Origin of the sequence: Pseudomonas sp. EYE_354 (assembly GCF_023148575.1) — a bacterium.
GTDB lineage: Bacteria > Pseudomonadota > Gammaproteobacteria > Pseudomonadales > Pseudomonadaceae > Aquipseudomonas.
Genome location: NZ_JAHXNQ010000005.1, coordinates 19,950 through 32,950, shown reverse-complemented (window position 1 = coordinate 32,950; position 13,001 = coordinate 19,950). Strand labels below are relative to the sequence as shown.

The following is a 13,001-nucleotide window of genomic DNA, read 5'->3' as shown; positions in this document are numbered from 1 at the left end:
CCTAGCGGTTCAGGCGTTTGTCGATAAGGCCGTCCACCACGCTGGGGTCGGCGAGGGTGGAGGTGTCACCGAGGCTGTCCAGCTCGTTGCAGGCGATCTTGCGCAATATCCGTCGCATGATCTTGCCTGAGCGGGTTTTCGGCAAAGCGGGGGCCCATTGGATAAGTTCCGGCTTGGCAAAGCTGCCGATTTCCTTGCTGACCAATTCCAGCAGGTGTTTTTTCAGCGCATCACTGGGCTCCACGCCATTCATCGGCGTGATGAAGGCGTAGATGCCCTGGCCTTTGAGGTCATGGGGGTAACCCACCACGGCGGCTTCGGCCACCTGGTCATGCAGCACTAAAGCGTTTTCTACCTCGGCGGTGCCGATGCGGTGGCCGGACACGTTGATCACATCGTCGATACGTCCGGTGATCCAGTAGTCGCCGTCCTCGTCACGGCGCGCGCCGTCGCCGGTGAAGTAATAGCCGGGGTAGGGCTTGAAATAGGTGTCGATCATGCGCTGCGGGTCGCCATACACACTGCGGATCTGCCCCGGCCAGCTGGCTTTGATCGCCAGTACGCCGCTGCCGGCACCGGTGATGACCTTGCCGTACTCATCGAGCAGCACCGGTTGTACGCCAAACATCGGCTGCGTGGCGCAACCGGGTTTGATTCGTTGCGCACTGACCAGTGGGCTGAGCATGATGCCGCCGGTCTCGGTCTGCCACCAGGTATCCACAATCGGGCAACGCTGCTCGCCCACGGCGTTGAAATACCAGTCCCACGCCTCCGGGTTGATCGGTTCGCCCACGCTGCCGAGCAGGCGCAGGCTGGCGCGCGAGGTGCTCTCCAGTGGGCCATGACCTTCACGCATCAACGCGCGCAAGGCGGTGGGTGCGGTGTAGAAGATATTCACCTGATGTTTGTCGATCACCTGCCAGAAGCGCGAGCTGTCGGGGTAGCTCGGCACCCCCTCGAACATCAGCGAGGTGGCGCCATTGGCCAGTGGCCCATACACGATATAGCTATGGCCGGTGACCCAGCCCACATCGGCAGTGCACCAGAACACCTCGCCGTCGCGGTAGTCGAGCACGTACTTGAACGTCATGGCGGCTTGCAGCAGGTAGCCGCCGGTGGTATGCAGCACGCCCTTGGGTTTGCCGGTGCTGCCGGAGGTATACAGGATAAACAGTGGGTCTTCGGCGTCCATCGGTTCAGGCGGGCAGTCGTCGCTCGCTGAATCCATGGCCTCCTGATACTTAATGTCGCGGCCTTCGCGCCAATTGACCTGTGCACCGGTTCGCTGCACGACCAATACGGTGCTGACATTCGGGCAACTGGCCAGCGCTTTATCCACATTCTGTTTCAGCGCCACCGGCTTACCGCCACGCACCCCTTCATCGGCGGTGATCACGGTGCGGCAGTCGGCATCGAGAATGCGGTCGCGCAGGGCGTCCGGTGAAAAACCGCCAAACACCACCGAGTGCACCGCGCCGATCCGCGTGCAGGCCAACATGGCGTAGGCCGCTTCCGGGATCATTGGCATGTAGATACACACGCGATCGCCTTTATTTACGCCACGGTTTTTAAGCACGTTGGCCATGCGGCTGACGTTTTGGTGAAGTTGGCGGTAGGTAATTTTGGAGGACTTGGTCGGATCATCGCCCTCCCAGATGAAGGCCGTTTGATCGGCGCGTTGCGCCAGGTGACGGTCGATGCAGTTGTAGCTGACGTTCAGTTGGCCACCGGCAAACCATTGGGCGGCGCCGCTGTGGATATCTGATTGCTGGACGGTATGCCACGGTGTGATCCAGTCCAGAAAGCCCTTGGCCTGCTCAGCCCAAAAGGTATCCGGCTGTTCGATGGATTGGCGATAGAGGCGCTGGTAGTCCTCCTGGCTGAGTTGCGCTGCCCGGCGGACGGCATCGGCGGTGGGAAACGTGCTGATATCGAACATGAGCGATCCTTATTCTTGTTTTGGCGACAAGTTGTAAAGATGCACCCTGTGTGGAGAGGGTTCAAGGCCAACGTCCAAACGAACGTTGGCCTTGGAAGTACCTGTATCAGCCGCGGTGACGACCGCGGAAGTAGTTGATCAGGCCCTGTGTGGAAGCGTCTTCGGCCAAGGTTTCTTCGGCGCCGGTCAGGCGGTTGTACACGCCTTTGCCGAGCTCTTTGCCCAGTTCAACACCCCATTGGTCGAAGGCGTTGATGCCCCAGATCACGCTCTGTACGAACACCTTGTGTTCATACATCGCCACCAGTGCGCCCAAACGACGTGGGCTGATGCGCTCTACCACCAGGGTGTTGCTCGGACGGTTGCCCGGGATCACTTTGTGCGGGGCGAGTTTCTGCACCTCGTCCTCCGAAATGCCCTTGTCGCGCAGTTCGGCTTCGGCTTCGCTGCGGGTCTTGCCGAGCATCAGTGCCTGGCTCTGGGACAGGCAGTTGGCGTACAGCCACTGATGGTGGTCGGACACGGGGTTGAAGCTGACGATCGGCACAATGAAGTCGGCCGGAATCAGCTGGGTCCCCTGGTGCAGTAACTGGTGGTAGGCATGTTGACCGTTGCAACCGACGCCGCCCCAGATCACGGGACCGGTGTCGGTGGACACCGGTTTACCGTCCTGACGCACGCTCTTGCCGTTGGACTCCATGTCCAACTGTTGCAAGTGCTTGGTGATGTTACGCAGGTAGTGGTCGTACGGCAGGATCGCATGGCTCTGCGCACCCCAGAAGTTGCCGTACCACACGCCCAGCAGGCCCAGCAGCACAGGCATGTTTTGCTCGAACGGCGCGTTCTGGAAATGCTGGTCCATGGTGTACGCGCCCGACAGCAGTTCCTTGAAGTTGGACATGCCGATGGCCAGGGCGATTGGCAAGCCGATGGCCGACCACAGCGAGTAACGACCGCCCACCCAGTCCCACATCGGGAAGATGTTTTCTTCGCGGATGCCGAAGGCCACAGCTGCCGCGTTGTTGCTCGATACGGCGATAAAGTGGCGGTACAGCTCGGCTTCCGAGCCCCCCTGGGCCAGGTACCAGGCGCGGGCTGCCTGGGCGTTTTTCAGGGTTTCCAGGGTGTTGAAGGATTTCGACGAGACGATAAACAGCGTGGTTTCGGCGCGCAGCTTCATGGTCAGCTCATGGAACTCGCTGCCGTCGATGTTCGCCAGGTAGTGGCAGCGCACGCCTTTATGGGCGTAGGACAACAGAGCCTCGGACACCAGCTCCGGGCCGAGGAAGGAGCCACCGATACCAATGTTCACCACGTCGGTGATCGGTTTTTCGGTGTAGCCACGCCACAGGCCGTCGTGGATGCGGCCGACCAGATCGGTGATCTGGTTCAGCACCTTGTGCACGTCCGGCATGATATTCACGCCGTTGACCGACAGCTTGTCGCCCACCGGGCGGCGCAGGGCGGTGTGCAGCGCAGGGCGGCCTTCGGACGAGTTGACCGGTTCGCCGGCGTACAGCGAATTGATCGCGTCTTTGAGGCCGACTTCCTCTGCCAGCGCCACCAGCAAGTCACGGGTTTCGCCGGTGATCAGGTTTTTTGAGTAATCGAGGAAAAGTCCGCAGCTGCTCAAGGTGAATTGGGAAAAACGCTGAGGATCGGCATTGAACGCTTCGCGCATGCTGAAATCCTGCATGGCTTGGCGGTGTTGGTTGAGCGCTTGCCAGGCAGGCAGAGCGGTAACGTCATGAGGAGTGCGGTAGTACGCCATCGCTGCGGGTTTCCTTTTTATTACTGGGACTGCCTTTAGGACACTTCAAAGCCCGGAACATCCAGTCTTATTGCAAGGATCGGGTTCCAGACAGCGCTAACCATAGCGCCGGGCGATTACATTAAACCTAGCGTGTCGATATGTCTTGGCTTTGTCTGCGCTGTGGCCGGTACTTTTTTATACCGGCACAGCGATCAGGGCAACAGACGGGGTGTTTGGAGGGGGTCAGTCGAGGGTCAGGTGCAGGTTGTCGATGAGGCGAGTGGTGCCTAGAAACGCGGCCACCAGAATCACAATGTCCTGATCCTCAGGCATAGCGGGGCGCAGGTGCACGCCCTGGCGCACTTCCAGGTAGTCCAGGCGCAAACCGGCGGCTTCGATCTGCTGTACCTGCTCGGCGCGCAGTGCGGCGAAGTCGTGGTTGCCGCTTTTGATGGCGGCGGCAATCTGGCTGAGGCTGCGGAACAGCACCGGCGCGATCGCACGCTGTTCTTCGTTGAGGAAACCGTTGCGCGAAGACAGCGCCAGGCCGTCTTCTGCGCGCACGGTAGGCTCGCCGATGATCTGGATCGGCATGTTCAAGTCACGGACCATGGCACGGATCACAGCCAGTTGCTGGTAGTCCTTCTGGCCGAACACCGCGATGTCGGGCTGGACCATGTTGAACAGCTTGCTCACCACCGTGGCTACACCTTCGAAGTGCCCCGGACGGCTTGCGCCGCACAGGCCTTCGGATAATTGCGGAACGCTGACGCGAGTCTGGCCGGTCATACCGCCGGGGTACATCTCCTCCACGGTCGGTGCGAACAGCAAGTTGCAGCCGGCCTGCAGGAGCTTTTCCTGATCGGCAGCGAGGGTGCGCGGATATTTGTCCAAGTCTTCGCCAGCGCCAAATTGCAACGGGTTGACGAAGATGCTCGCGACCACAAAATCGGCCTGCTGCACCGCCTTGCTCACCAGCGTGGCATGGCCGCTGTGCAGGTTGCCCATGGTGGGCACGAAGCCGATGCGTTTGCCGGCCTTGCGGGCGTGGGCCACGGCTGCGCGCAGTTCGCGTACGGTTTTTACGGTGTTCATGCAGAAAACCCGTGTTCGGCGCCCGGGAAGGTCACCGCTTTGACTTCGGCGACGTAGGCGCTCAGTGCGGCGTGGATGCTGTCCTGGCCAGTCATGAAGTTTTTCACGAACTTGGGCACGCGGCCGGTGATCGACAGACCGAGCATGTCGTGCAGCACCAGTACCTGGCCGTCGGTGGCCGAGCCGGCGCCAATGCCGATCACTGGCACTTTAACGGCCTGGGTGATCTCGGCAGCCAGCTCGCTGGGCACGCATTCGAGCAGGATCATTGCCACGCCTGCTTGCTCCAGAGCGATGGCATCGGCACGCATCTGGCGCGCCTGGGCTTCGTTGCGGCCTTGTACCTTATAGCCGCCGAGGATGTTCACCGACTGTGGCGTCAGGCCCATGTGCGCACATACGGGCACGCCGCGCTCCGCCAGCAGGCGAATCGATTCGGCAAGCCAGACGGCGCCTTCGACTTTGATCATGTGTGCGCCGGCGCGCATCAGCTTGCCGGCGTTCTGGAAGGTCTGCTCGACAGTGGCGTAATCCATGAACGGCAGGTCGGCGATGATGAACGCGCCGTCATTACCGCGCTTGACGCTGGCGGTGTGGTAGGCGAGCTCATCGGTGGTCACGGGCAGGGTGCTGTCATTCCCTTGAAGAACCATGCCCAGGGAGTCGCCTACCAGCAACACTTCAACCCCGGCCTGGCAACTGGCTTGGGCGAAGGTGGCGTCATAGCAGGTCAGCATGGTGATTTTTTCACCTTTGAGCTTGAGGCTCTGCAAGGTGGTCAGGGTAATGTCTGGCATCAAAAGGGTCCTCGTTCAGGCGCTTGGAAACAGCGAGTAACGCGCGTGAGTCTTCGTTTATACAGGCGCACTGTCTTGAGAGCAGTGCTTATAAGGCCTGGATTGCGCCCTTTAGCGCCGGGTTGGCGGCAGCGGGACGCCTATAGTCGTGAGGAGGACACGGGAAGTCAATTGGATGTGTTACCGCATTGTTACGAGGCCGGTGTTACCGCTGTTACTGATGCGATTCAGCAGGGGAGAGGCGTTCCAGGCCGACAAACGGGCAGGCCTCGAGCAGGGCGTTCAGCCGTTGCCCGTCAGGCAGTTGCAGGGTGGCGGGAGCGAGTTCGGCCAGGGGATACAGTACAAACGCCCGCAGGTGCATCTGGTAGTGCGGCACCTTGAGGCGCGGCTCGTCGATCAGGCGATCGCCAAACAGCAGAATGTCCAGGTCGAGCGTGCGTGGGCCCCAGCGTTCAAGGCGTTCGCGGCCCTGGTCGTTTTCGATGGCTTGCAGCGCATCGAGTAACTCGAGTGGCGCCAGGTTGCTGTCCAGCGCGGCAACCGCATTGGTGTAGCGCGGTTGGCCTGCGAGCAGGGAGTCACTTTGATAGAACGCCGACACGCCGGCGACGCGGGTGTCAGGTAACTGCGCCATTGCCTGGACGGCGTTGCGCAGTTGTTGGTCCGGGGCAGCCAGGTTGCTGCCCATGCCGATGTAGATACGTTCCACGTTTATTCGCCTGCGGCGCCCGAGGCATCGGCGGCGCTGCGTTTGCGCTTGCTGCCGCTGCTGCGACGACGCTTCTTCGGCCCACTACCTTCGCCATCACCTTTGCTGCCCAGCTCGCGAATCATCTCGCGGCGTTCGCTGTCATTGGCGTCCTGATAGTCGGTCCACCATTCGCCCAAGCCGTCGGTCTGCTCGCCAGCGCTTTCACGCAGGAGCAGGAAGTCATAGCCGGCGCGGAAACGCGGGTTGTCCAGCAGCAGGTCGGCGCGTTTGCCGCTGCGGCGTGGCAGGCGCTCCTGCATGTCCCAGATTTCGCGGATCGGCATGGTAAAGCGCTTTGGAATCGCGATGCGTTGGCACTGTTCGGCGATCAGTTCGTGCGCTGCTTCCTGCATGGCCGGGATCGGCGGCATGCCGCGGTCTTGCAGGCGCAGTACGCGTTTTGGCAGGGCCGGCCACAACAAGGCGGCAAACAGGAACGCCGGGGTGACCGGTTTGTTCTGCTTGATGCGCAGGTCGGTATTGATCAACGCTTCGCTGATCAACGTGTGGGTATAGGTGGGGTTGTGCTCCAGGGCTTCGGCGCTGGCCGGGAACAGCGGGTCGAACAACTGCAGGTCGACGAGCATCTCGAAGGTGTCGGCGGCGTAGCCCGACAGGAACAGCTTGAGCACTTCTTCGAAGAGGCGCGCCGAAGGAATTTCCCGCAGCATGGGCGCCAGTTCGCGGATCGGCGCAGCAGTGTGCTTTTCGATGCCGAAGTTGAGCTTGGCGGCAAAGCGCACGGCCCGCAGCATACGTACCGGGTCTTCCTGGTAGCGCTGGGTTGGGTCGCCGATCAGGCGGATCAGGTTGTTGCGGATGTCGTGCACGCCGTTGGCGTAATCGAGGATGCGCTCGCTGACCGGGTCGTAATACAAGGCATTGATGGTGAAGTCGCGGCGTTGCGCGTCTTCTTCCAGGGTGCCATAGACGTTGTCACGCAGAATGCGCCCGCTCTCGTTGCGGGAAGACTGATTAGTGTCCTCCTCTTCATCGTTTTGCGGGTGGCCGGCACGGAACGTTGCCACTTCGATGATTTCGCGACCAAAGTGGATATGCACCAGCTTGAAGCGACGGCCGATGATGCGCGCATTGCGGAACTCGGCACGCACCTGCTCTGGCGTGGCACTGGTGGCGACGTCGAAATCCTTGGGTGTGATATTGAGCAGCATGTCGCGTACGCACCCGCCCACCAGATAAGCCTGGTAGCCGGCGTTCTGCAAACGTTCGACGATATTCACCGCATAACGGCTGAATTGAGCGCGTTGCAGCGAATGTTGGCTGCTGTTGAGCACTTCAGGCGTGCTGCGTTTGTGTTGCGTACGACGCAAGGGAGAACGGAATGACTGGAACAACTTCTTCAGCATGGGATGCACTGTTTGAAGGAATGTTCGGCCATAACGAAGAATGACCGGATGATGGGCGGGGATTCTAGCATTTAGTCAGGGGATGGTGTAGGAACAAGCTTCGGCCTTGCGCCATAAGCCTTAAAATGCCAAATCACAGAAACTACAAGGGGAGCCGAAGCTCCCCCAGAAGTAGTTGCGTGCTCTATTTTTATTATTGGTTTCGGGCTTCTTGTTTTTGTTGATCGCCCTCGTCATGGAGTTTTACCTTCATGACACTCCCAATCGGGAGTAAAGAGCAAACGGATTGCTTTGGTCGCTGTGTTGCTGATCTACGATCCAACCAGTTCAGGCTCTGCCTTAGGGCAGTTTTTGTTGTTCTCGGCCTGGTTGCGGGGCAAGCCCCAAATGCAACGCCTCTCCAAAAGAATCAGTTAGCTGCGCCTCCGCCGTGTTGTTTTTGTTATGCGTGAGTCGATTCGTCTTATTTTTATTGTTTGTACAAAGCTTGTTATTGTTTTTGTACTAAGCATATAGCAGGGGGCGTGCCAACTTTTGCGCCGGCCAGCAAAACCGGGGGTTTGAGGTGGTTTCGGGTTTTTGACGGAGCAAAAAAAGCCGGGGCTTCGTTACCGTAAGCCCCGGCTTTTGTTACGCAAAAAATCAGCGGTAACAGTTTTTTCACATCAATGGGTGTTACCTGTGGGGGCGCCCCCTCAGCTTTCGCTGGCCACGCCGGTCTTGCGACGCGGGATGCCCAGGCGCTGGCGACGCTCCCAGAGGCATTTGCGGCTCACGCCGAGTTTGCGTGCCAGCTCGGTCTCGGTCATATGGTCCTGATGCTCAAGGACGAAATGCTGGAAGTAGTCTTCCAGTGACAAATCTTCCGTTGGCTCATGGCTGGTATTGCTGGCGCCGCCCTGCTGCGGGGACAGGCCGATGAAATCGTCATCCTCCAGATCACTGAGTTCGATATCGATGCCCAGCAGTTCGGCGGAAATTTCCGGGCTCTCCGACAGAATCACCGCACGCTCGACCGCATTTTCCAGCTCCCGCACGTTACCCGGCCACGAGTAATGCCGGATGGCCTGTTCGGCGTCCGGGGCAAACTTCAGGTCGGTACGGTTGATGCGCGCACTCTGGCGCAGCAGGAATGCGCTGGCGATCTCGTTGACGTCGGCGCCACGTTCGCGCAGGGCCGGCAGTTTGAGGGCGATCACGTGCAGGCGGTAATACAAGTCTTCACGGAACTGGCCGATCTTGGCCAGGCTCTTGAGGTCACGGTGAGTCGCCGCGATCAGGCGCACATCGACCTTCTGCGATTGCACTGAGCCCACACGGCGAATTTCACCTTCCTGCAGCACCCGCAGCAAGCGCGCTTGTGCTTCCAGTGGCAACTCGCCGATTTCATCGAGGAACAGCGTGCCGCCGTCCGCCGCCTCCACCAGGCCCGCACGTCCGGCGCTGGCGCCGGTAAATGCACCTTTCTCGTGCCCGAACAGTTCGGACTCGATCAGCGATTCGGGGATTGCCGCGCAGTTCACCGAGATCATCGGCGCCTTGGCACGTTTTGACAGGTTGTGCAGCGCACGTGCCACCAATTCTTTACCGGTGCCCGACTCGCCTTGGATCAGTACATTGGAGTCGGTAGGTGCCACTTTGCGGATCTTGCTGTACAGGTCTTGCATCGGGGGGCAGGAGCCGATGATGCCGATCTCGCCGTTGCTGTTGTCGGTGCCCGGTTTGTCCGCACCGGTGGCGGCTTTGCCCGCCGGGCGCTGTTCGGCCGGTGCGCTGCTGGCCGACTGCCGGTCGCGCAGGATGCGGGCCACGGCCTGAAGCATTTCATCGTGGTCGAAAGGCTTGGCAATGTAGTCCACCGCGCCCATCTTCATTGAATCCACCGCCGAACGCAGGCTGGCGTAGCTGGTCATGATCAGCACGGGCGTGCCCTGGCCAAGCTTGATCAACTCGGTGCCGGGCGCGCCGGGCAGGCGCAGGTCACTGACAATCAGGTCGAACGTGGGAATGCTGAAACGCTCTTGTGCTTCCTGCACCGAGCCGGCTTCGCTGACCTGGTACTGATTACGTTCAAGCAGGCGACGCAAGGCAGAGCGGATAATGGTTTCGTCTTCGACGATCAAAATGTGCGGCATTGATTCAATTCTCTCGACGGTCTCAGTTCACAGCGGACGTCGCTTCGACATGACGCGGCAAGGTCACCCGAATACGGGTGCCGCGTTGGCTTTCAATGTCAGCCGGGCTGTCGATGGTGATTTGTCCATAATGCTCTTCAACGATGGAATAGACCAGTGCAAGGCCCAGACCGGTACCTTCACCTGGGTCCTTGGTGGTGAAGAAGGGTTCGAACAATCGGTCCATGATGTTCTGTGGAATGCCGCTGCCTTCGTCTTCCACGATCAGATCGACCGTGTGCTCGAAAGCCTCGCTCTTGACCCTTACTGCGCCACCGGCCGGTGTTGCATCGCGGGCGTTGGACAGCAAGTTGATCAACACCTGGGCCAGGCGTTGTGAGTCGCCGTCGACCCAATGGTCCGGGTCGCACAAATTAAAGAACTGTACTTCGAAATTGCGCCGGTTCAAGGCCAGCAGCCCAATGGCATCCTGGGCCACTTCGGCCAGGCACACCGCCTCGTCCTGATTCTGATGGGCGCCGGCATGGGCAAAGCTCATCAGCGACTGCACGATGCGCGACACCCGTTTGGTCTGCTCGAGGATTTGCCCGCTGATTTCGATGATTTCGCTATCTTCTTCGCGCTCTTCGCGCAGGTTTTGCGCCAGGCAGGCGATGCCGGTGATCGGGTTGCCGATCTCGTGGGCCACCCCTGCCGCCAGTCGACCAATGCTAGCCAGGCGTTCGGAGTGCACCAGCTTGTCTTCGAGCATCTGGGTTTCGGTGAGGTCTTCGACCAGCAACACCAGGCCGCTGTTACCCGGCGCCAGGGGCTCGTCGATCGCGGCTTTGTGCAGGTTGAGCCAGCGGGTCTGGCCGTCTAGAGCCAGGTGCTGCTTGTGCAAATGCTCGTCGGGCACATTGATAAAGCCTTGCAGCAATTCCTTCCACGGCTCGCCCAGTGTGTTCAAGCGCGAACCCACGACCCGCTGCGCGGCGATGCCGGTGAGTTCTTCCATGGCCTTGTTCCACATCAGGATCTCTTGATCCTTGGCCAATGAGCACACGCCCATCGGCAGTTCCTGCAGGGTCTGGCGATGGTAGCGGCGCAGGGCATCGAGTTCGGCGGCAAGTCCTGTGAGGCGTGAGTGGTAATCCTCCAGCCGGCTCTCGATAAAGTGGATGTCTTCGGTGACGTAGTTTTCACCGCCGGCTTTGTAGGGCAGGAAGGTTTCCACCATGTCCTGGGACACGCTGGGGCCCATCAGGCCGGACAAGTTGGCTTCGATGCGGTCCCGCAAACGGCGCAGTGCATAGGGGCGGCGCTCGTCAAACGGCAGGTACAGATCGCGCAGCGCCTGTTCGACCTCCTTTTGCGCCGCCTTGGCGCCCAGTGGCTTGGCCAATTGCGTGGCGAACTCCTGGGGCGACGCCGCGTGCAATTCGCGGCGCTGCGGGCGGCGAACGTTATCCACGGCGCAGGCCTCGGCGGCGCTGGTTTCTTCAGGGCTGGCGTTGGTAAACAGCGAGATCAGGGTGAACATCAGCACGTTGGCGGCCAACGACGCAATCGCCGCCATGTGCCAACTGGTGTCGTCCAGCACGTAGATCATATTCAGCAGTGGGATGTAAAAGCCCTGCAGGTTGCCGACCAGCGGCAACAGCATGGTCACGACCCAGACCAGAATCCCTGCGAGCAGACCGGCGATAAACCCACGACGATTGGCGGTCGGCCAGTACAGCACCGACAACACACCCGGCAAGAACTGCAAGGTGGCGACGAACGCAACGATGCCGAGGTTGGCCAGGTCCTGGCCCGCGCCCAGCAGCAGGTAGAAGCCGTAGCCAGCCATGATGATCGCAACGATCAGCGCACGGCGTGTCCACTTCAGCCAGCGGTAGATATTGCCTTCGGCGGGCGGCTGGTACAGCGGCAGCACCAAGTGATTGAGCGCCATGCCCGACAGCGCCAGCGTTGTGACGATAATCAGCCCACTGGCCGCCGATAAACCGCCGACGTAGGCGAGCAGCGCCAGGGCCGGACTATTGGCGGCAATGCCGATGCCGAGGGTGAAATATTCGGGGTTGGTGGTGGCGCCCAGCTTAAGGCCGGCCCACAGGATCAGCGGCACCGCCAGGCTCATCAGCAGCAGGAACAGCGGCAGGCCCCAGCTGGCGCTGACCAGTGAGCGAGGGTTGAGGTTTTCGGTAAAGGTCATGTGATACATGTGCGGCATCACGATCGCCGAGGCGAAGAACACCAGCAGCAACGTACGCCACGGGCCTTCCTGTAACGGCGTGTGCAGGGCGGCGAGGGCGGTCTGATTCTGCAACAGCCACAGTTCCAACTGTTGCGGGCCATCGAAGACGCCGTAGAGGGCATAGAGACCGACGCCACCAATGGCGATCAGCTTGATCACCGACTCAAAGGCAATCGCAAACACCAGGCCTTCGTGTTTCTCGCGGGTGGCGATATGGCGTGAACCGAAGAAAATTGTAAACAGGCTGATCAACGCGCAGAAGGCCAGGGCCACCACATGTTGCACGGGTTCACGGGTGAGGATGCTGATGGAGTCCGCTACCGCCTGGATTTGCAGGGCCAGCAACGGCAATACGCCAATCAGCATGAACACCGTTGTCAGCGCGCCGGCCCAGGTGCTGCGAAAACGGAAAGCGAACAGGTCTGCCAGGGACGACAGCTGGTAGGTACGGGTGATCTTCAGGATTGGGTACAGCAACACCGGCGCCAGCAAAAACGCGCCGGATACGCCGAGGTAGCTGGAGAGAAAGCCATAACCGTACTGATAGGCCAGGCCCACCGTGCCATAAAATGCCCAGGCGCTGGCGTAGACGCCGAGGGACAGCGTGTAGGTCAATGGATGGCGAATGATCGCCCGCGGAATCATTCCACGCTCACTGATCCAGGCCACACCGAACAACGCGGCCAGGTAGGCGGCGCTGATCAGCAGCATCTGGGTGAGGCTAAAGCTCATCGGCATCTTTTTGGCTCTGCAGGATGAAAGTCACGACGATCAGGATCAGCCACAGCAGATAGGGCCGATACCAGGCGCCCGTGGCGTCGATCCACCAATCCATGATGGCGGGAGAAAACAGGTAGATCCCGACGACCAGCAGCAGGACCAATCGATAGATGTACATGTTGGCCTCTGATTAAAAAACTGC

9 protein-coding genes are annotated in these 13,001 nt (G+C 60.2%); all 9 read right to left on the bottom strand.

Annotation, left to right across the window (positions count from 1 at the left end; all coding sequences use genetic code 11):
* Position 1 precedes the first annotated feature (1 nt).
* Positions 2–1,939, bottom strand: a complete 1,938-nt coding sequence (acs, locus tag KZX66_RS08325; protein ID WP_248078250.1) for an acetate--CoA ligase — start codon at positions 1,937–1,939, stop codon at positions 2–4.
* 106 nt (positions 1,940–2,045) lie between these two features.
* The gene (gene pgi / locus KZX66_RS08320; protein ID WP_248078249.1) at positions 2,046–3,710 is read right to left on the bottom strand and encodes a glucose-6-phosphate isomerase; all 1,665 of its coding nucleotides are present in this window, start codon (positions 3,708–3,710) and stop codon (positions 2,046–2,048) included.
* Between the two features lie 225 nt (positions 3,711–3,935).
* Positions 3,936–4,787 carry a pantoate--beta-alanine ligase gene (gene panC / locus KZX66_RS08315; RefSeq protein ID WP_248078247.1) on the bottom strand — a complete coding sequence of 284 codons (852 nt, stop codon included), beginning with the start codon at positions 4,785–4,787 and terminating at the stop codon, positions 3,936–3,938.
* The gene (gene panB / locus KZX66_RS08310) at positions 4,784–5,584 is read right to left on the bottom strand and encodes a 3-methyl-2-oxobutanoate hydroxymethyltransferase (protein WP_248078245.1); all 801 of its coding nucleotides are present in this window, start codon (positions 5,582–5,584) and stop codon (positions 4,784–4,786) included. The genes panC and panB overlap by 4 nt, the downstream gene beginning before the upstream one ends.
* 214 nt (positions 5,585–5,798) lie before the next feature.
* A complete protein-coding gene (gene folK / locus KZX66_RS08305) occupies positions 5,799–6,296 on the bottom strand; it encodes a 2-amino-4-hydroxy-6-hydroxymethyldihydropteridine diphosphokinase (protein WP_248078243.1) in 498 nt (165 codons plus the stop codon).
* Between the two features lie 2 nt (positions 6,297–6,298).
* Entirely contained in the window at positions 6,299–7,705 is a 1,407-nt protein-coding gene (locus KZX66_RS08300) for a polynucleotide adenylyltransferase PcnB (protein ID WP_248078241.1), read from the bottom strand.
* Positions 7,706–8,400: 695 nt separating this feature from the next.
* Complete coding sequence (locus KZX66_RS08295; RefSeq protein ID WP_248078239.1) at positions 8,401–9,840, bottom strand: sigma-54 dependent transcriptional regulator; 1,440 nt, start codon at positions 9,838–9,840, stop codon at positions 8,401–8,403.
* Between the two features lie 22 nt (positions 9,841–9,862).
* Positions 9,863–12,817: a sensor histidine kinase gene (locus tag KZX66_RS08290; RefSeq protein ID WP_248078237.1), complete on the bottom strand. Its 2,955-nt coding sequence runs from the start codon at positions 12,815–12,817 to the stop codon at positions 9,863–9,865.
* Positions 12,801–12,977 (bottom strand): hypothetical protein, encoded by a 177-nt coding sequence (locus tag KZX66_RS08285; RefSeq protein ID WP_003176118.1) that lies wholly within the window; start codon positions 12,975–12,977, stop codon positions 12,801–12,803. Before KZX66_RS08285 ends, KZX66_RS08290 begins: the two co-directional genes overlap by 17 nt.
* Between the last annotated feature and the right edge of the window lie 24 nt (positions 12,978–13,001).